16 protein-coding genes are annotated in these 19,824 nt (G+C 46.6%); 12 read left to right on the forward strand and 4 right to left on the reverse strand.

Annotation, left to right across the window (positions count from 1 at the left end; genetic code table 11):
• Positions 1-474 precede the first annotated feature (474 nt).
• The 3 genes from MLAB_RS03815 to atwA form a co-directional block, all read right to left on the reverse strand.
• On the reverse strand, positions 475-4,188 hold the full coding sequence (locus tag MLAB_RS03815; protein ID WP_187146136.1) for a tetratricopeptide repeat protein: 3,714 nt from the start codon (positions 4,186-4,188) through the stop codon (positions 475-477).
• A 1,117-nt stretch (positions 4,189-5,305) separates the two neighbouring features.
• Positions 5,306-5,644: a cupin domain-containing protein gene (locus tag MLAB_RS03820; protein WP_011833101.1), complete on the reverse strand. Its 339-nt coding sequence runs from the start codon at positions 5,642-5,644 to the stop codon at positions 5,306-5,308.
• Between the two features lie 567 nt (positions 5,645-6,211).
• On the reverse strand, positions 6,212-7,849 hold the full coding sequence (gene atwA, locus MLAB_RS03825) for a methyl coenzyme M reductase system, component A2 (RefSeq protein ID WP_011833102.1): 1,638 nt from the start codon (positions 7,847-7,849) through the stop codon (positions 6,212-6,214).
• A gap of 166 nt (positions 7,850-8,015) precedes the next feature.
• Here atwA and MLAB_RS03830 point away from each other — a divergent pair, with 166 nt between their 5' ends.
• The 12 genes from MLAB_RS03830 to MLAB_RS03875 all read left to right on the forward strand — a co-directional run bounded on the left by MLAB_RS03830 (position 8,016) and on the right by MLAB_RS03875 (position 17,756).
• On the forward strand, positions 8,016-8,390 hold the full coding sequence (locus MLAB_RS03830; RefSeq protein WP_011833103.1) for a DUF134 domain-containing protein: 375 nt from the start codon (positions 8,016-8,018) through the stop codon (positions 8,388-8,390).
• A gap of 327 nt (positions 8,391-8,717) precedes the next feature.
• Positions 8,718-9,590 (forward strand): Mrp/NBP35 family ATP-binding protein, encoded by an 873-nt coding sequence (locus MLAB_RS03835; RefSeq protein ID WP_011833104.1) that lies wholly within the window; start codon positions 8,718-8,720, stop codon positions 9,588-9,590.
• Between the two features lie 55 nt (positions 9,591-9,645).
• Positions 9,646-10,431, forward strand: coding sequence for a hypothetical protein (locus tag MLAB_RS03840; protein ID WP_011833105.1), 786 nt, complete (start codon positions 9,646-9,648; stop codon positions 10,429-10,431).
• 43 nt (positions 10,432-10,474) lie between these two features.
• A complete protein-coding gene (locus MLAB_RS03845) occupies positions 10,475-11,365 on the forward strand; it encodes a hypothetical protein (RefSeq protein ID WP_011833106.1) in 891 nt (296 codons plus the stop codon).
• A 133-nt stretch (positions 11,366-11,498) separates the two neighbouring features.
• A complete protein-coding gene (locus MLAB_RS03850) occupies positions 11,499-12,707 on the forward strand; it encodes a potassium channel family protein (protein ID WP_011833107.1) in 1,209 nt (402 codons plus the stop codon).
• A gap of 4 nt (positions 12,708-12,711) precedes the next feature.
• Complete coding sequence (locus tag MLAB_RS03855) at positions 12,712-14,550, forward strand: DHH family phosphoesterase (RefSeq protein WP_011833108.1); 1,839 nt, start codon at positions 12,712-12,714, stop codon at positions 14,548-14,550.
• Positions 14,551-14,652: 102 nt separating this feature from the next.
• Complete coding sequence (locus MLAB_RS03860; protein ID WP_011833109.1) at positions 14,653-14,910, forward strand: DUF7123 family protein; 258 nt, start codon at positions 14,653-14,655, stop codon at positions 14,908-14,910.
• 83 nt (positions 14,911-14,993) lie between these two features.
• Positions 14,994-15,170, forward strand: coding sequence for a hypothetical protein (locus MLAB_RS09815; protein WP_011833110.1), 177 nt, complete (start codon positions 14,994-14,996; stop codon positions 15,168-15,170).
• Between the two features lie 8 nt (positions 15,171-15,178).
• Positions 15,179-15,565, forward strand: coding sequence for a hypothetical protein (locus MLAB_RS03865; RefSeq protein ID WP_011833111.1), 387 nt, complete (start codon positions 15,179-15,181; stop codon positions 15,563-15,565).
• A complete protein-coding gene (locus MLAB_RS09945) occupies positions 15,562-16,275 on the forward strand; it encodes an amidohydrolase family protein (protein WP_245525980.1) in 714 nt (237 codons plus the stop codon). Before MLAB_RS03865 ends, MLAB_RS09945 begins: the two co-directional genes overlap by 4 nt.
• Positions 16,170-17,165, forward strand: a complete 996-nt coding sequence (locus MLAB_RS09950) for an adenine deaminase C-terminal domain-containing protein (RefSeq protein ID WP_245525981.1) — start codon at positions 16,170-16,172, stop codon at positions 17,163-17,165. The genes MLAB_RS09945 and MLAB_RS09950 overlap by 106 nt, the downstream gene beginning before the upstream one ends.
• A gap of 39 nt (positions 17,166-17,204) precedes the next feature.
• A complete protein-coding gene (locus MLAB_RS03875) occupies positions 17,205-17,756 on the forward strand; it encodes a hypothetical protein (RefSeq protein WP_011833112.1) in 552 nt (183 codons plus the stop codon).
• An 868-nt stretch (positions 17,757-18,624) separates the two neighbouring features.
• On the opposite strand, the gene MLAB_RS03880 is transcribed toward MLAB_RS03875, so the two are convergent.
• Positions 18,625-19,806 (reverse strand): DUF373 family protein, encoded by a 1,182-nt coding sequence (locus MLAB_RS03880; RefSeq protein ID WP_011833113.1) that lies wholly within the window; start codon positions 19,804-19,806, stop codon positions 18,625-18,627.
• Positions 19,807-19,824: the final 18 nt, after the last annotated feature.

The raw sequence follows: 19,824 nt of genomic DNA on the forward strand, positions 1-19,824 counted from the left end.
AGGATTACCTCGAGTGATGGATCACGTCTAAGGAGCAGTAAATCATTTTGCACAGGGGAATATTTCTGCGAGAAATCGGAATCTTTTTTTTTGTTTTTGGAAAAATCTCTTATCTCACCAGTGGATTCTAGTGAGAATGATATTTTGGTGTAGCGTTCAGGTTATGTGTAATTTAAACTGATTTACATAAATACATTAATCCTAATTATCCATTTTTATAATTTTTGATGTATTGATTGATTACAAATGCATGTATCATAATTTATTTTAAAATTCTAGAGTGAATGTAGTGTCTCATTAATATAAATTTGAATATTTTCATAATATCTTTATAGCACTTCTCTGCAGAGATAACGTCCTGATATTGATATCCCATATTATATGTAGCAACTTCAATATAATATTCTATTGCATTTATAAGATCCCCTTATTCTTCATAATTATATGCCATGTGATATAATGAATGTGCCAAATTTAAGTTATCATCTGTTTGGCGATTTCCTTTGCTGAATCAAAACATTTATTAGCTTCATCATATTTTTTTAATTTTTCATAGCACCTTCCAGCTGAAGTAAAGTCCTTATACAGATATTGCGTATTAGATTCATATTTTGCAGCTTCAATGTAATATTCTGCTGCATTTATCAGATCCCCTTTTTCTTGATAATTATATGCCATGTGATATAATGGATATGCCAAATTTAAGTTACCATCTGTTTTAGCGATTTCCCTTGCTGAATCAAAACAATTAATAGCTTCATCATATTTTTTTAATTTTTCATAGCACCCTCCAGCATAATTAAAGTCATTATACAGATGTTGTGGATTAGATTCATATTTTGCAGCTTCAATGTAATATTTTGCTCCATTTATCAGATCTCCTTTTTCTTGATAATTATATGCTATGCGAGATAATGGATGTGCCAAATTTAAGTTACCATCTGTTTTAGCGATTTCCTTTGCTGAATCAAAACATTTAATGGCTTCATCATATTTTTTTAATTTTTCATAGCACCTTCCAGCTGAAGTAAAGTCCCCACACAGATATTGCGTATTAGATTCATATTTTGCAGCTTCAATGTAATATTCTGCTGCATTTATCAGATCCCCTTTTTCTTCATAATTATATGCCATGTGATATAATGGATGTGCCAAATTTAAGTTATCATCTGTTTTAGCGATTTCCTTTGCTGAATCAAAACAATTAATAGCTTCATCATATTTTTTTAATTTTTCATAGCACCCTCCAGCATAATTAAAGTCATTATACAGATGTTGCGGATTAGATTCACCTTTTGCAGCTTCAATGTAATATTTTGCTCCATTTATAAGATCCCCTGAATCTGCGTAACTCTTTGCCACTCCTGAGTAAAGGCGACCTAAATTTAATTTGTATTTTTCTGCTTTGTTGCGACTCAACTCAATAATTTCTGTAGCATTATTATTATATCCCTTCTCTATCATGGTTTGTATAATTATTTGTATTTTTTTTAAGGATTTTGCTAGGGAATATGAGAATTTCATATTATTAGTAATGGTATCAATAATACATTTTTGAGCTTCATTGATTTTTCCTAGATATATCAAAACTCTGGCATAATCTAGACGAACACCACTGATGTGATTCATATTTTGTCCATTCATAGGTGATAATTTCAATGATTTGTTGAAATATTCTTTGGATTTATTTAATTTTTCAGTGAATTCTGGACTGTTTTGGATACTTATTCCCCACGATAAATACATTTTTCCTAGTTCATTTAGGGCAACTGCATTGTGTTTTCTATCAAAACTATTTGCAGATTCAAGATAAAGAGAGGTGGCTTCTTCATAGTTTATAGGAGTATGATTATTTCGTGAAATATCTATTTTAGTGGAAGCCAACATATTTAAAGCATAATAATTGGATTTGTCCTGTTTATTGTTATATTTTATATATTCAGATAATATTTGAGCAGCTTTGGTGAGATGGCTACCATTATTATATTTATCTAAGATATCTCCATAGTGTAATAAAAAATTAGCATATGTTACTATGAGCGATCCTGCTTTAGGATATTTTTTGATTATCTCATCTAATCTATTATCTATATATATATCCATCTTAATTTTATCAGATTTATCGCGACATAATTTTGATTTTTCTATCAATAATTTAATATATGAATTTTCTAATACTATTTCAAAATTAGTAAATTTTTCAGGCATTAGTACCTTTTCAAGCTCACTCAATGATTTAAATAAGCTATTTATCTCATTTTCAGATATATTAAAGAAATCTATTTTACATTGATTATTAGTTGCTTTAGATCCCTTATTTTTCAAATAATTTGCATATGATAATCTACAAATAACATCATTTCCATGAAAGCTATCTCCAATACCTATTTCATTTTTATCCCTAAAATATCGCTGATATATTGATTCTGCAGAGTTATCATTTCCTGCTCTCCTATAATGAATTGCGAGAGAGGAATAATTTGATGGATCTATTATTCTTCTTTTCTTTTGTGTTTCGATATTTTCTAAAAATAAATCTTCTATTTTTTTACCATACATCTTATATTCTTCAGAATTGTGATCATATTTTCTAATAATATTATCTCTTAAAAATGTTGCGTAAGTATGTATTTCTTTAACATCGTCCCTATAATTTAATTTTTCAAAAGCATATGTATAACATTCAATAATTCTCTCATCTCTATTATCAGAATATGGGATATATCGACATTTCCATGCGTAATCAATCCAATGATTATATAACTCAGATTGAGCATATGTTATATATATTGGGTTTATTTTTGAGTTTTTAATAGTATTTATATATATATCAGTGGCATACTTGAGATTTTCATAAGAAATCTTACCTAAATCGATGCATAAGAAAACATCGGCGATATCAATAACATTAGTATCTAGTTTTCCTTTAATATTCTGGATGATCTTATCTACAGATTTATTATAGCAAGTATTTATTATCTGATTATATTCACTTATGATATCATAGTTTTCATTATTCGTTCCTTTTCTTATACCCTTCTTCCATTGTCTATTAAGAGAATAAATTTTTTCAGGAGTGTTCTCAACTATTTTCTTTTCAAAATAATATGTTTTTAAATGTTTTATTTTTAATTTAATATCTTCTTTTTGCTCTTTATATGCATATTCATTTATAATCTCATCTAAAAAATATGATGAAACAAAGTAATCATTTTTGGTTAAAAATAATAATATCAATGGAATAGTTATATCAGAATTAATATGATAAAATTTATTTATAGTTAACCACATTAAACAGTACATTCCGCGTGGGTATTCATTTAGGGTGTCTACTGAAAACTTTTGATTTGACTGTTTAAGAAATATAACTAAATGGTGAATATAAAATGGCAATCCTTCACTTTTTTCGCGTATTTTAGTTAAAATATCATCTTTATCCCCTGGGAGTGTATCATTTTCTACATCGTATTTTTTTAAATAATTGTTTAATATCTGATATAGATTTAATTCGTCTGATTTTAGTTCGAGGACAACATAGTCGTTAACTGCTGTTCTAAATAAATCTGAGAGTTGTTTAAGGGAGTCAAATTCATCATTACACAAAGTAATTATCACTTTGAATGGGCCTATCCAATTACCATTATTGTCCGTGCCTAATGACAGATTTATTAAATTTTCAAATCTGTTCTTTACTTCTTCACTTGTATCACCATCTCTATATAATGCATCTAATACTAAAATAGTAGTCTTCGGATCAGAATCGCCTAAATTATCATCCCATTTTGATATTGCATCTGAATTTGGATTGAGAAATATTATGTTTTTTATTTTATTAGTAGATTGACGAAGAGATTCATTATTTTCAAAAAAACGCTCAATACTCCACAATAAATATATTGATTTACCAATGCCTGCTCTCCCTTTTATAAATATAATTCTAGCGTCATCATAAAAATCAATCGGATCAATATTTGAAAAATCAATAACTTCTTTAAATTTATCCCAATTTTTATCGGTCTCATTTTCGATAAATTTACCGATTGGGAGATTTTCTAAAAAATCTTTATTTGATATCAAATTATTCAAATCACTTTTTTTATGAATATTATATTTAACTAATTTTCCATAAGCATAATTTTTCCCATTATCACATTTATTCTCTCCATTTCTTCTGGAGGATTTACACATATTATGAATATATTTTAAAAATTCTTTCAATAAATCAGTGGTAATTCCTGTGATAATTCCTATGATAATTGTGATAACTATTGAAGATATAATAAGAAATTGGATGAATTGGATTATTTGACTGAAAATATTAAAATAATAATTTAATATCATACTACTAATAATAATAACTAACAATGTTACTATTATAGTTATAATTATCCCTTTTTTTTGAAACATATTGTTGATCTACAGGCTATAATTAGAAGTATTCTACAATAAAGTTTTGCTATAAAGAGATTTTCATCATTCAATCCGCATCAGATGATATTGATGTACAAAATAGAGCCATTTTTGTAAGGAAATCTGGCAGACTGAAAATGTACGTTTGAAAAAGATGAAATTATATCATGAGAAAAGCATATTGCATCATCTAGTAACATACATTAAAAAAGAGTTGCTCATATCCAAAAATCACGCCAGGACGACATAACTCTCCGCATTGTTGGCACTGTTCAGCCGCAAACTCTTCCATACCCTTGCATGCCTGCTAGTCTCCTTCGAAAACTTACTCGGCCTTGGCCGCATCTTTTGGGCAACCTGTTTCCTTATGGTAATATGAGAGTTTTTGATCATATTTTTGGGGGACAAGGCCGTGACTTCGGAGTGGAGCGGTCACATTGATATGCAATTGTTTAGATATACCCATTTTGTCATATTTTTGCTGTGTGGGTTGACGTCAGACGGCAGACGTCAGGTTGTTTTTATGGAAAACAGATACCCCGGGAATTTTTTGGGACTTTTTTCTTCTTTCATTTTTTGACTTTGTGTTAAATATATATAGTTTTAGAAAGAAAGAAATAACACAAGAGTATTTTGGCATCACATCTCTCTCGGGAGAGTGTGGCTCGATTTTTCAGGGTAGTTCTTTTTTTCTGAAAAGACAGGTGACGTCTGACGTCTGCCGTCTGATGTCAACCATGAAGGTGGGTTCTAATCTAGGTGGATCTTCGTGAGCTGGATGTGCTGGGAATGAGTTGGTAGGCGCTTCTCCTCATATCAGTAAAGAACATGACGATACACAGATCTATCCCTGTCAGACAAAGCATATCGCTGATTCTGCCGAATCCTGCTTCACTCAAATGATCCGTGTACCGCCGAATGCGTGGATCGTTCGCGTTCCGGCTTTGCATCTACCGCCCTGCAGGGTTCCTTTCGGGATAAAAATTTCTTCACCGGGGTGCAGGACCGTTTCTTTGCCGTTTATCGTGATGATATACTCTCCGGCTACGCAGATCATGTATTCATCATAATCATGCCTGTGTTCTTTCGAGATTCTGTCGGATGAACATGTCCAAAAGGCCATTTGACTTCCATCCTGAGCGGTATAATAGTAACCGTCGACATCCGGCGTGTTTTGCTGCAGAGTTGGCACACGGTTTACACCTCTTTTCATAAATTCTGGGAAATTGTCCATTCCAGTGTCCTCCTTTTCTCCTTCGACATTCTTCCCTCCGGTGAGACGATGGGATATGTATTATGTCTGTTTTACCAGTATGTTGATGTATCCCCAAAAGTTCGAGCACTGCCGACCGTGGTCCATTTTCAGCGTCCAGCCCGCAGTCGCAAACCTTCGGTTTGGTCGCAAATCAAAGATTTGCTCCGCTGAGGTCGTCGACTTCGTCGCCAACCCGCCTCCGCTTAGGCCGTCCGCGTTGCGTCCAACCCACAGTCACAAACCTTCGGTTTGGTCGCAAATCAAAGATTTGCTCCGCTGAGGTCGTCGACTTCGTCGCCAACCCGCCTCCGCTTAGGCCGTCCGCGTTGCGTCCAACCCACAGTCACAAACCTTCGGTTTGGTCGCAAATCAAAGATTTGCTCCGCTGAGGTCGTCGACTTCGTCGCCAACCCGCCTCCGCTTAGGCCGTCCGCGTTGCGTCCAGCCCGCCATCACAAACCTTCGGTTTGGTTAGTTAAGATTACCCTTTCAGGGTAGCCCGCAGTCGCAAGTTTCCTTCGAAAACTTGCTCCGCTGAGGGCGAACCTATCGGTTCACCCCGCTTTCCAGATCCGCGGCCATCTTCTTGACCTCCTTCTCGGAGATCTGCGCAAGCACCTCTGCCGTTGGACCCTCCGCGATGATCTTTCCGCCGCGGATAAACATACATCGATCGCACACATCCCGGACGAAGTCCATATCATGGGAAACGATGATAAACGTCTCATCCATCTCATCACGTGCATGCACGATCGAATGCTTCACATCGATCTTCGTGATAGGATCCATCGTTCCCGTCGGCTCATCCAAAAGAATGATCCGCGGCTCCCGGATAAGGACCTGACCCAGCGCCACACGGTGCTTCTCTCCTTCCGACAGCTCCGAAGGCTTCCGGTTCAGGATATCCTTCGCCTTCTTCTCCGTAAAACCCGCCATCCGAAGCGTGATCACCGCTTTACGAACGGCAAGCTCCTTTGGAAACTCCAGCCCGATCGCGTCCGTCAGATTATCGATCACCGTCCGGTGAGGATACAGATCATACTCCTGATGTAAAAGCCCGATGTACTTCTTCGCTCTCCCGCGGAAATCGTATCCAGGTTTTCGCATATCCACCCACTCATCGCCGACCCTGACCTCCAGCGTTCCGCCTGTCGGCTCATACAGACCCGCGATCATCTTTGAAAGCGTCGTCTTACCTCCGCCGGAGACCCCGATGATACCCAGGATCTCCCGCTCATACACCTCGAACGTGATCTTATCCACCGCATTGATCACGCCGCGGTCCACTGCGATGAACTTCTTCGACAGATCCTTCGCCCGAACGATCGCACTCCCGCAGTCGGCACATGAATAGGTACAGTCATCCTTGCATCCTTTCATGAACTCGGCAACGATCTCTTCCGGACTGCCGATCCTCGTGATCCGTCCGTCATCCATCAGGACTGCACGATCGCACACATCTTCCAGCACCTGGGCAAAGTGGGACGTGATAACCATACCCATTTTCTTCTCCGTTCCCGCGGCTTTCAGCAGCTCGTGCACGATCGTCGCGGTCTTCGGATCCAGCGTCCCCGTCGGCTCATCGGCGCACAAAAACAGCGGTTCGCGGGCCAGCTGCCGGGCAAGCACCACGCGCTGCTTCTCTCCGCCGGAAAGATCGCGGGCAACATGCATCATCCGGTGACTCAGCCGGACCTCGTCAACAAGATCTGCCGCACGGGAAAGTGCCTGGTTTGCCGGGTAGTTGATATCGTCGAGTGCCCGCAGAACATTCTCGATCACGCGGTCGTCGCCGTAGAGCGAAAACGTTCTCTGGAACATCAGCGAGGTTCTGGCCATTATCTTTGCTTTGACCGCCGCGTTTTCCGGCGCCCAGAAATCGATGTCTTCGGCCGCGAGTGTTTCACCGCAGACCGGACAGGGTTTTCCTTCATCGCTTCTAAACTCGATCCTGCCGCATTTTTTGCAGCGGGAAATATGATAGATGATTTTGCCGCTGGTTGGCGGGGTGTCGATACCCCGTATAAGGTGGATCAGAACGGTCTTTCCGCATCCCGATCTTCCGATCACGCCCACGATCTCTCCTTCGGCTATTTCGAGGCAGATATCGTCTAAAACGCGAATCCGCTCTTCCTCGCCGAAGTCCATACATACATTTTCTATTGTTATAAACGGTGTCGACATGCTCATCTCCAAAATTCGGATACTAATTGTACCTGATTGATTCGTGTCGCATACATTAATATATTTTGGCGCATATGAGTACTCACTGCATATTTTCCCAAACCAGACCGGACAAACGAAAACGCTTTAGGTATGGCATGAGAAGATATCCAGTACGAGTTGAGATATGCCTGAGAACCCAGAGATTTGTCCAAAAGGTAGATGCGGAAGACCGCGGGTACGGCGCTGCGTCGAACTTGATGAAACGCCGGGTTGTTACGCACCGGTCTGTCCGCGAAGAAAGGCTAAGATCGAGATGGTTACCTTGTATCCCGAAGAGATCGCGGTTTTGAAACTTGTCGATCTCGAAGGGCTCTCTCAGGAGGACGCAGCCGGTGTTCTGGGTGTGTCCAGAAAAACGGCATGGCGCGACCTTCACGAGGCACGCTATAAAGTCGCCGATGCTTTGGCCAACGGAAAAATGATCAAGGTATCCTGCTGCCCGCACGCAGACGGCACAGTCCATCCGGATGGCTGCCGTATGCAGGGCAATGAGGAATAACCTTCAGGGTCTATCCGGCATATCCATTCATTATTTCCGGTAAAACGGAAGGAACCGGCGGGTGATGACCGCCGCCTTGTGTTTTCCTGAAAAAAACGTTATCACATCCACGTCCCTCTAAACTCTCAAGAGAGGATCCGTTCTTCGTCCCGCTGCAAATGCCGTTGAAATAGATTCGATTCTTATCTATTCCCGGGATTTTGGATCCCTCAGCACATTCCGGTTTGGGTCGATCCCCGAACCATCTTATTTCTCCAATATGCGTCTCTCAATCTCTGCTGTATGTACAAATGATTCTGCAGCAGAACCAAAACGGAGCAATGATACATGACCACTGAAACATGTCCTGAAAACTGCACAGAAAACTGTGAAACCTGTTCACATAAACCCGAATCGACCGCAAAGATGCCGGAGAAGTCCGATATCCGCGTGCGTCACGTGATTCTCGTCCTCTCCGGAAAAGGCGGGGTCGGGAAGAGTACCGTCTCGGTGAATCTCGCCTACGCGCTTTCCAACCACGGTTATCAGACCGGTCTTTTGGATCTCGATATCCACGGCCCATCGATCGGCAAGATGCTCGGGATCGAGGATCTGCGTCTTCAGGCGATCGGCGAGCGCATTATGCCGGTGAAGGTGACCGGCTCGCTGAAGGTCGTCTCGATGGCCCTTCTTTTGAACGAGACCGACAGCCCGGTCGTATGGCGCGGACCGATGAAGGCGGCCGCCACCAAACAGTTCCTCGGCGACGTGGAATGGGGCGACCTGGATTATCTTATCGTGGATCTTCCGCCGGGAACGGGCGACGAGGCACTGAATATCATCCAGTTCGCGCCGAATGTGGAGGGCGCCGTGATCGTGACGACCCCGCAGGATGTCGCGGTTTTGGATGCGACGAAGGCGATCAAGTTTGTCGAGATGATGGATCTTTCCGTTCTCGGCGTGATCGAGAATATGTCGGGCATGGTCTGTCCGCACTGCGGCGAGATCGTGGACATCTTCGGCAAAGGCGGCGGCGAAAAGGCTGCCGAGCAGTATAAGGTCCCCTATCTCGGCGCGATCCCGCTGGATATCGAGATGCGGAAAGCCGCCGATGAGGGAAGGCCGTTCATCGTCCGAACACCAGGCCAGACCAGCCCTACCTGGGATGCCGTCGATAAGGTTATGGAAAATCTGATCGCCGTTATCGAGGCCAAAGAATAATCTTCTTTTTTTTGAAGAAACTGTATTAGGGTTCGGCTTCGTATCTAATACTGTAATGCGTACCCTCACTTTTCCGGTCCGGTCCCTTGGTTCCGTTCTTCCAATGGACACCGATCCATCCGCTCTTACCGAATGGCTTTCAAAGCGGCGCGGCAAAGAGACCGATCTTACCACCTGGAATGTCGAAACGACCCTCACTGATCAGCTTGAGTTCGTCGATTTTCCTGCGGCAGGAGGGGAGTTCTACGCTGACCGGATCCTCGATTCCTGCGGGAATGTGGTCGACGGGAACGTATCTCATGAATTCGATCCTGATTTCGGCACGATTCTTGCCGACGTCTCTCTCGTCCAGGCCCGCCGGAAAAACTGCTGGTGGAGCATACCCGCCCCCTCGGCGCTTGACGTCGGTGATGCATACTTCGGGGATCCCGAGGAGTTCAAAACCGCTCTTTTCGAAACTGTCTCCACGCTCTGCCGCAGCATGCGGGATGCCGGCATCCCGGGCCACATCCTGACCGCGGACCGGCCCGACGAGATCGAGCTGGAGTATTTTTCCGGCAAACGGTATCTCTGGGCGGTTTCAAACGACGCTCTTCCGGAGATACTCGAGATCCAAAAAGACATCGTCATAACGGCTGAAGGCGTTTCGCTCCTACCCGACCTTCTCGACTCCTTCGAGATTCGAAACATCTACATCCGTGATGCCGACCCGGCGGCACTTCGGTCTGTTCTCCGGCACATCGATCCCGAATATATCCAGGTCTGCGGTGTCGGACCCGAAGAAGGAAGGCCAGAATACTGGGAAAAACTTGCCGCCGTCTCTGTTGAATCCACCGAATAAGCGAAACATACACATCCCCTCCCGCCTAATATCTGTACATCATATGTCTGCGAATGAGCTGTACCGCGTTGAAGTCCGTGTCCGAAATGGTCTGAAAAGATATTATCTGGTGCGTGAAGTCAACACCGATGCAAAAAAATTTGCGGCAACCCGCGTTATCAAATCAGGAACGAAACCGACCAAAGCCGAGATATCCCGGACGATCGCACTTTTCGGCTTCGACCTCGAGATGAAATGCATGAACAAAGTGGCGAAGTTTCGTGCGGGAAAGTTCACCTTCGAGCGGTACGCAGATGAGGATGAATACTTCGAACTGGAAAAGTTCCGCTATCTGCTTGCCAGGTGTCCCCCGGGAGACCTGGATCATGAATCGGCGGCATACATCTCCGCCGCCGCATGCACGGCCGCCGTGGAATTTACGCCGGCAGAGGTCTCCCGTCTCTTCTCCGCAGGCGAGATCCCGCGCGGCAAACGGCTCTTTGATGTGAACGTCGTGCAGAACCTGCATAACGCCTATCGTCTGCACGGAAAAAAAGAGCGCCTGACCCCGAAAGCGGTGTACCGGCTTCAAAGCACTCTTTACCAGAATATCGACGAGGCTCCCCTCACCCCCTCGTCGAAAAAGGATCTCGCCGCACTTCTCTCCTCATTCAATCAGAAGATCAAGGAGAACGCTCATCCCTTTGAACAGTGTTTCCTCTTTTACGAAGCATTTTTGGCCGAGTTTCCCGAAGCAGGACTTCTCGGCTTTGAACTTTTTTCCCGGATGACAGCCGGATTCGGCTACCGGATCCCTGTCAGCAGCTGGCCGGAGATGATCGCATGGGTGAAAACCCGGAATGCCGATCTGGAGTTTTCCGTCCGCCGTTCATTCGACGAGATGACCAAAGGCAAGATCGGGGTCCGACAAAAGCAGCTGGACTTCTTCGGCTGAACCCGCCGGACCCGGCCTGCCGGCCCCCAAATCTCTTCGCCGCCGGTAAATCCCATCTTCACTATGTTTTACCCTTCGATCTTAGCATCCTATTTATTAAGTAGTCAGAACTCTCACTAATATACACACTATCATGGACCGTGAAAACCAACCGATCAACCTCAAAGATGTACTCATCGAGATGAAGGACATCAGCGAACTCATGGTTGATCTGGCTTATTCTGCGGTGCTTTTCGAAAGCAACGCCATAGCAGATGAAGTCATAGAACTCGAAGAACGTATGAATGACCTCGTTTACCAGGCACGAATCACCAGTATGATGAGTGTACGGCGTATCGAAGAGACCGAACCGATGAGCGGTCTTCTCCAGCTCGCCGAAGCCTCGGAAAGGATCTCGAACCATGCGGCCGATATTGCGAAGAATATCATGCGGCATGTATCCTTCCCCGCAAATCTCCGCAGAGCCCTTCCCGAGGCTGAAGAAGCCACCCACCGAACCGTCGTTGCTGCCGGCAGTCCCCTTGACGGCGCACGCCTCGGTGATATCAAACTTCAGTCGGTCACCGGGATTCGGATCATCATGATCAGAAGGATGCGTCAGAGATTCTACGATCCCGACAAGCATACGGTCCTTCGTTCCGGCGATGTCCTTGTCGGCCGCGGGCCGGAGTACGGGTTCCCCGAACTCTGCGAACTCGCCGGTCAGCCGGTTCCGGGCGACAATGACCTGACCTCGTCCCCCATCAACGATCTCGACCGTGCGGCCGCTCTCATGATCGAGATGAAAAACATCAGCGAACTCTCCGTCGGGCTTGCCTACTCGGCTCTTCTCCACGACAATCTGGATCTGGCAAACGAGGTCGTGGCTCTTGAAGAAGAGCTCGACGAGATGCGGCTCCGGCTCGATCTGTGGACGCTCGAAGCTGCGAAAAGGGTCGAGGACGTTGCCAGTCTGCGTGGCATGCTCTATATGTCCTCGTTCGCCGAATCGATCTCGGACGCCGCAAGCTCGATTGCCGATGTGGTGCTTCGTGAGATCGAGGTCCCGCCGATCATCAAACGCATCGTTCGTGAATCCGATGAGATCATTGCGTGGGTCACGGTCCATGAAGGATCCACTCTTGACAAAAAATCCCTTGCCGAGTCTCATGTAGGCACGGTGACTGGAATGGTCATCTTTGCCGTCAAACATGAAAACCGGTGGATCTATCGTCCGGCGAGAAATGTGTGCCTGTATGCTGGCGATCTTCTGGTCGCCCGCGGCAGACGTGATGGTGAAGAAAAGCTCTACGGTCTCTGCGGAGCAGATACCGATGAAATAGATAATTTTGAAGAGGAGTAAAAATATGAAAGATATCGTATACCGGCTCGGCCCGGGTTGTGAAGTGGATGACATTGTTGAAGGCAACATGTACATCGGCAAAGTCCAGGGTTTCGCGACGTTCGGCACCTTCGTCCAGTTAAACGACAGGACCAAAGGTCTCCTGCATAAAAGCAATGTCCTGACCGAAAAACATGAACGCGATTCGATCGTCGTTCTTGTCAATCAGGTCCGCCCCAACGGAAACATCGATCTCAGAGAGGTTGTGATCCCCGAAGGAAGCTACGAGACCCAGCTCGTTGCAAAGAAGATCACGCTTACGAGACTCTCCGATCTTGTGTCAAAGATCGGCAGAAACGTGACGATCGAAGCGGACGTCGTCCAGATCAAACAGACGTCGGGCCCGACCATCTTTACCATCTGCGATGACTCGGGTGTCGAGGATGCGGCGGCTTTCACCGAAGCAGGCGTCCGCTCCTATCCCGAAGTAAATCTCGGCGACATCGTCAGAGTATTCGGCGAAGCCACCCGCAGAAACAACCAGATGCAGATCGAGGTCTCCGGGATGCAGGTCCTTAAGGGTGAGGAAGCCGACAATGTCCGCGGACGGATCAACCGTGCTCTTGAAGCACGCGCTGAGCCGCCGGAAGTCACCCCCCTCGTTAAAAGCGAAGTTATCGAAGCACTCTGGCCCGAGATGCGCAAACTCGCCAAGATCGTCCGCCGCGCCGTTTTGACCCAGCAGCCGATCATCATCCGTCACCACGCGGATGCCGATGGAATCTGTGCCGCCGTCTCCGTCGAAACTGCCGTGACCCAGTTCATCCGGGACAACGGCGGGGATCCGGATCAGGACAACTTCCTTCTGCGCCGCTCGCCCTCGAAAGCTCCCTTCTATGAGATCGAGGACGTGACCAGAGATCTGGACATGATGCTCAAAGACAATGTCCGGTTCGGTCAGAAACTTCCGCTCATTCTTCTCATGGACAACGGCTCGACCGAAGAGGACATGCCGTCCTACAAGATGACTGAGGTGTATGGTCTCGACGTGATCGTTGCCGACCACCACCACCCTGACGACACCATCGACAAGTATCTCCTTTCCCACGTGAACCCGTATCATGTCGGCGGCGACTTCGGCGTCACCGCGGGTATGCTTGGAACGGAAATCGCCCGGCTGATCAACCCGGCCGTCGAGTCCCGCATTCTTCACTTCCCGGCGGTAGCCGGAGTCGCAGACAGAAGCGAGGCCCCAGAACTCGATTCCTATCTTGCCTTAATCGAAGGACAATACACCCGCGATGAATGCAAAGACATGGCCCTGTCTCTTGATTACGAGCAGTACTGGCTCAGATTCAATGACGGACGCGAGATCGTCAAAGACATCCTCAATATCAACAACGCTCCCGAACGTCATGCAAAACTCGTGAACCTCCTCGTCACCGAGGCGAATGCCGCGATCGAGGATCAGATGAACACGATGATGCCCCACATCCATGATCAGAAACTCACCTCAGGTGCGAATCTGTTCCTTGCCGATGTGGAGATGTTTGCCCACCGGTTCACCTTCCCGCCTCCGGGAAAATCCTCCGGCGAAGTGCACGATATCCTCTGCAAGAAGTACGTGGACGAACCTGTCGTCACGCTTGGTCTCGGCCCGGACTTTGCGGTCATCAGATCCCGGGGTGTTCGAATGAACATTCCGCAGATGGTCAGATCCATGCGTGACGAAATGCCGGGAGCCGGAATCTCGGGCGGAGGTCACCTCGTTGTCGGCAGTATCAAATTTGTCGAGGGTATGCGTGCCCAGGTAATCGAGAAGATGATCGAGAAGATCTCGGAATTCCCCGTAACTTCCCTTTAAACACCCGGATCTCTTTTTTTTCTTCTATACATACATGTTACGAAGAACGTAACAATATCTTTATAATGTAAAAGATTCAATACTTACGTGAGGTAAGTCAAAATGGCCGAACCTAAAACAATTCTTGAAAGATACAATGAAACCCAGGCGAAGATCCTCGGATACCTGAAAGCAGGTGTATCCAAGGGTGGAAGATTCTTTAAAGCGAAGTATATCGCTAAAGATCTCGGTCTCTCCTCGAAGGAAGTCGGGACCAACCTCGCCATCCTCTCCGAAATTTGCGACGAGCTGGACATCAGCCGCTGGAGTTACTCCAACAGTACCACCTGGATGGTAACGAGCAAATCCATGCAATATTAATAATCCATATCATCCATCCCCTCATTTTTTGTTTTCCGTCGAAAACAACAAACTTAATTACTCTTCCTTTCCTCTATGTTAGTATGGCTGTTAAAATTTTTGAGATAGTGGAAACCCTAGAATTCGTATCCGATATCGACGGGGAAAAGGACTGCCTTATGGCGCAGCAGGGTCCTCACTGGTTCAACATCGATGTCCCCAAAGGCTCCGGTCTCAAAGCAGGCGACAAAGTCAAAATTACCGTTGAGAGGGCTGACTGAGCCGGGATATGGAACAAAAGCATCTGCTGATCATCGGCGGCGTTGTATGTATTGTTGCCGCCATCGCTCTCATCCTGATACTGACCGGAGGGACCACGCTTACAGCAGGGACTTCGGTCTATGAAAACGGCGTATTGACGACACCGATCCATTACGACGGTGAAGAAAAAGATGTGTGGTTCCAGTACAATATTTTCCGTCAGGACACGCTTCTTGGCTCCACGCAGGTCTGTGAATCCGAGTCGGTCTTAGGCACGCTGACCAAAGGCGACTTTACCACCGACTTCCAGATCGATCTCCCCCCGGGCGAGTACAAGGTGTTCATCTATGTTCTCGAGCGTGATGACGGAACCCGCCGGATCACCGGATTTATCCAGAACATTGTGATTGCATGACGCAGATCTTCGATAATGCCCTTCTTTTTAATCCTGCCGTCGGCGAGTGGCAGCAGGCATCATTCTCCGTCGAAGACGGTATGGTGAAGCTCGTTGGAAAACCAGGGTCCCTAACTGGGGAGACCGTGCATGATCTCTGCGGAGCACAGGTTGTCCCGGGCCTGATCGATGCCCATGTGCATATCGAGAGTTCTCTTCTTACCCCTCGCGAGTTCGGTCATCTTTCTCTTGTCAGCGGCGTGACAACGGTGATCGCGGATCCTCACGAGATCGCAAATGTGTCCGGATGCGCCGGTATCGATTTCATGCTTGAGGATGCAAAAAGTTCTCCGGCGGATATCTTCTTCATGATCCCTTCCTGCGTTCCGGCGACGCCGCTGGACAAAGGAGGGGCCGTCGTCTCGTCAGAAGACGTGGCCTCATACAAAAATACTCCAGCAGTCATCGGTCTTGGCGAGATGATGAATGTTCCGGGCGTTCTTTTTGACGATCCGGAAGTTCTCGCTAAACTCGCCGTCTTCGATCACGTCGACGGGCATGCACCGGGACTCTCCGGCGAAGCGCTCTGCAGATACGCAGCTCACCATATAAAAACGGATCATGAGTGTATCTCCGCTCTGGAAGCAAACGAAAACTCTCTCTTGGGATGTGTGTTTTTCTCCGCGAAGGGGATGCTGCGAAAAATGTTGCCGCTCTCTCAAAAATCGTGAACGATGTGACCGCCGCCCGGTGCTGTTTCTGCACGGACGACCGGCATGCGGATTCCCGGGTCCGGGAAGGTTCGATCGACCACTGTATCCGAATCGCGGTACAATCCGGGATGAGTCTGGAGCTGGCTCTCCGGCTTGCGACCCTTTCTGCGGCCGACTGTTTTGGTCTCGCCGACCGCGGGATGATCGCCCCCGGTCGCCTCGCGGATTTCTGCGTGCTGCAGGACGGCCCGGAATTCTGCGTCTCGAGCGTCTATAAACGCGGCGTTTTGGCCTCTTCCATCCCAAAACCGGGCCCGGCAGGTCAGTGTATCTGCCCGCCGTTTTCCTGCCGTATCCCGACAAAAGAGGAACTTGCTCTTCCAACGGGAAATCTCCGGGTCATAGGACTTGTCCCGGGAGAGATCATAACCGAGGCTCTTGAAAGCTCGAAGGTCGGCAGCGTTCATAAGGTCGTGAGTGTCGACCGCTACCGGTCCGCAGGATTCGGCGTGGGACTCGTGAAAGGATTTTCCTTTGTGAAAGGGGCCATCGCCGCTTCGATCTCGCACGATGCCCACAATATCATTTCGGCCGGTGTCACGGATGAGGAGATCATTTCAGCCGTCACCGCGGTAAAAGACAGCGGCGGGGGAATGGCGGTCGTCTGCGACGGAATTACCACCGTTCTCCCTCTTCCGTGCGGTGGGCTGATGACGCCCCTTTCGTATGAAGAACTCCTTGTCCGCATGGATGGGCTTGCCGAGAGACTGCAGGCGACCGGCGCCTCCCCCACTGCGTTCATGAGCCTTTCATTCCTTTCTCTTACGGTGATCCCTCATCTCAGAATCACGCCTCGCGGCCTTTTTGACGGAGATTCGTTCAAAGACGTGCCGATTCTTTTCGAGTAGGGAAAAAGACTATCTGCTTATCGCGACATACGTATCACAATGAACTTCACCCGGTTCCTGTCGTTATTCATGATTGCCGCATTCCTGCTTCTGCTCGTTCCAGGTCAGGCTTTGGCAGACCAGGGTGTGGTCATCACGCTTCCCGATGACAATCAGACGGTCAATGATGATAACACCTCCGTGTTTGTGGAAGGATCTAACCGGTACGGGTATCTGACCGTTGACTCGATGCAGGTGATTCCCTCGGGAACTGATGTCGAGATTACCGTGCACTATTCCGTTACTCCCTGGATCGCCTTTCTGGTCTTTCTTTTCGGCAAACAGGATCTGAAAAATCGTGTCCTCTCCGTGGTAGGCTATCCGGAGACGGGAAAAGATTCCCAGGTCGTGACCTACGCATATGTCGACAACAGCCGTGCGATTATCACTGTGAAAAATGCAGTGATCGATTATGGGGATGGATCGTACTGGTATCCTGCTCACACGTTTGGCACCGTCATCCCGAAACTGACCTTTGTCCTTGGCCCGACCGAGACCAAGACTTATACCAATATGCAGGTCATGCCGAAAGGTTTCGGATACTTCCAGTAAACTATCCGTGACCGTCTTCGAAAAAAAGGATATTTAGGATAGGACTTACGCAGTGTTAATCACAATCCAATTTGGAAGGGAGATTGTCCGGTTTGGACACCTGAATTTGACAGTTTGTGGAAATACCACTTCATGAATACCCCGAGATTTTTTTTCAAAAGCCTTGATAACCGCTCTCGTGAGTCACCTACTTTTCAGAATAAATCTCCAATATTCCATATATTTTTTTGATTAATGGGTGCGGGAGGGCGACTCCGGCGCGGAGGCGGATCGACGGCATAGCCGGCGACCTTAGCTGAGCAAATATCTGATTTGCGAGCCCGACGCGGCGGTCATATCCTATCTGCCATGGCCCTATATGTTTCCGTGTAGTTCTATGGTGATGGAATATTCAGATATTACGTATGCGGTGTTGGGGTGGAGATTCAATTCGGGAAGTATGAGACTGAGATAATACTCCTAAGCCACTTCCCTTCAAAATATATTTCATAACCCCTAATCCCTTCCATTCTAACTATTCAACGACAGATTAGCTAAGCAGAACGTTAACGTGAGCCCTCGACATACGATATCTCCACCGCGTCGGGCTCCGCGCCGGATCGCAAACCTTTGGTTTGCTCAGCTGAGGTCGGCCGCTTTCAGCGTCCAACCCGCAGTCACACCCCGCACCCATTAATCAAAAAAATATATGGAATATTGGAGATTTATTCTGAAAAGTAGGTGACTCACGAGAGCGGTTATCAAGGCTTTTGAAAAAAAATCTCGGGGTATTCATTAAGTGGTATTTCCACAAACTGTCAAATTCAGGTGTCCAAACCGGACAATCTCCCTTCCGAATTGAATTGTGATTAACACCGCGTAAGTCCTATTAGTATTTTACTTTTTTATATACGGGTTTTCCTTTATTTCCTGATGTTTCCTCTTCCTCAAGTCTCTCCCGGATCTCCATCCAGGTCTGAACTCTTTTCTGCACCCGGGGTCTGAAGTAGATGCCCATAAAAGCGACTGCAAGGCCGGTGACGGTAAGAAGCATCATTGCGATGATCCCGTCTGTAGTGGTGAACGGAAATGGTTCTACCGGTGCGATGGAGAGGAAGTAGATCACGGCGCCGTAAGTGATCATTCCTATGGCAACGACAAAGAACGGCACGACGAATATTCTGGAAATACCTTCCTGATTATTCTGGATGTAATCCGTGATCTTTCCGGCGGCGGCGACAAGGGCGGCGATGATGACCCAGATGACCGCTCCAAAGAGGAATGTCAGTGCAAGGTAGAGGACACCCACATCTCCCGAGTTTGGGTAATTGGTAATTACGCTCATCAGTCCCGAGATGACACCTCCGATGACCAGGATCACGGCTACCAGATAGGCAACGAAGGAGAACTGGCCTTTTTTGAATGATTCGATGACCGCATGTCCTGCATAAATGAAGTACTCGTCAAAATTGAATCCCTTAAAGAGGAGATATATACCGATGATTCCAACCGCCACAAGAGTTGCGGAAACGCCGGGTGCAAGCAGGGCAACAAGAGCGTAGAGAAGAAGGACGAAACCGATTGGGAGCAGAACGCTTTTTGCGATTTTTGGATCGTTCATCAGTTTCTTGATGATATAATATGTGCCTTCGATGTTCGGGAGCTGTTTGATTATTACCCGGACAACGCTCGCCACTTTGATGTGGGACTGGATGATCGGGAGGACGTATTCATCCTCCGCTCCGTCGGAGATGAGGATACATTCGGTCACACCGGTGGTTTCGATGACCTGTTCAAGAAGCTCGCTGACTCTCCTGTCCCCTTCGAGCATGTTCATGTGATTTCCACCGATCACGGCGACTTCCACGTCTTCGCCGTTCTCCTTCAGCTCATCGTAGGTTTTTATGGCCTGAAAAATGGCATTCGTATCGGAATCTTCAGGATCAGCTGTTCCAAGGCGTATTGCCGCATCGAGGCAGGCTTCCCTTCCAACCGCGGGGCTCTCCACGCCGGCCTTATATCCCACGTCGTCATCTCTGTCAATGCTCAGAATAAGAGTCCGTGCCCTCATTGTTATACAGTTACCATT

The sequence above is a fragment of the Methanocorpusculum labreanum Z genome, assembly GCF_000015765.1.
In the GTDB taxonomy this organism is placed as follows: domain Archaea; phylum Halobacteriota; class Methanomicrobia; order Methanomicrobiales; family Methanocorpusculaceae; genus Methanocorpusculum; species Methanocorpusculum labreanum.

Excerpts from the sequence above, each read along its gene's own strand:
- MLAB_RS09945 (WP_245525980.1), top strand. The coding sequence starts at position 15,562 with ATGACGCAGATCTTCGATAATGCCCTTCTTTTTAATCCTGCCGTCGGC.
- MLAB_RS03860 (WP_011833109.1), top strand. The coding sequence starts at position 14,653 with ATGGCCGAACCTAAAACAATTCTTGAAAGATACAATGAAACCCAGGCG.
- MLAB_RS03875 (WP_011833112.1), top strand. The coding sequence starts at position 17,205 with ATGAACTTCACCCGGTTCCTGTCGTTATTCATGATTGCCGCATTCCTG.
- MLAB_RS03815 (WP_187146136.1), bottom strand. The coding sequence starts at position 4,188 with ATGTGTAAATCCTCCAGAAGAAATGGAGAGAATAAATGTGATAATGGG.
- MLAB_RS03865 (WP_011833111.1), top strand. The coding sequence starts at position 15,179 with ATGGAACAAAAGCATCTGCTGATCATCGGCGGCGTTGTATGTATTGTT.
- atwA (WP_011833102.1), bottom strand. The coding sequence starts at position 7,849 with ATGTCGACACCGTTTATAACAATAGAAAATGTATGTATGGACTTCGGC.
- MLAB_RS03835 (WP_011833104.1), top strand. The coding sequence starts at position 8,718 with ATGACCACTGAAACATGTCCTGAAAACTGCACAGAAAACTGTGAAACC.
- MLAB_RS03830 (WP_011833103.1), top strand. The coding sequence starts at position 8,016 with ATGCCTGAGAACCCAGAGATTTGTCCAAAAGGTAGATGCGGAAGACCG.
- MLAB_RS03820 (WP_011833101.1), bottom strand. The coding sequence starts at position 5,644 with ATGGACAATTTCCCAGAATTTATGAAAAGAGGTGTAAACCGTGTGCCA.
- MLAB_RS09815 (WP_011833110.1), top strand. The coding sequence starts at position 14,994 with ATGGCTGTTAAAATTTTTGAGATAGTGGAAACCCTAGAATTCGTATCC.
- MLAB_RS03880 (WP_011833113.1), bottom strand. The coding sequence starts at position 19,806 with ATGAGGGCACGGACTCTTATTCTGAGCATTGACAGAGATGACGACGTG.
- MLAB_RS03850 (WP_011833107.1), top strand. The coding sequence starts at position 11,499 with ATGGACCGTGAAAACCAACCGATCAACCTCAAAGATGTACTCATCGAG.
- MLAB_RS03840 (WP_011833105.1), top strand. The coding sequence starts at position 9,646 with ATGCGTACCCTCACTTTTCCGGTCCGGTCCCTTGGTTCCGTTCTTCCA.
- MLAB_RS03845 (WP_011833106.1), top strand. The coding sequence starts at position 10,475 with ATGTCTGCGAATGAGCTGTACCGCGTTGAAGTCCGTGTCCGAAATGGT.
- MLAB_RS03855 (WP_011833108.1), top strand. The coding sequence starts at position 12,712 with ATGAAAGATATCGTATACCGGCTCGGCCCGGGTTGTGAAGTGGATGAC.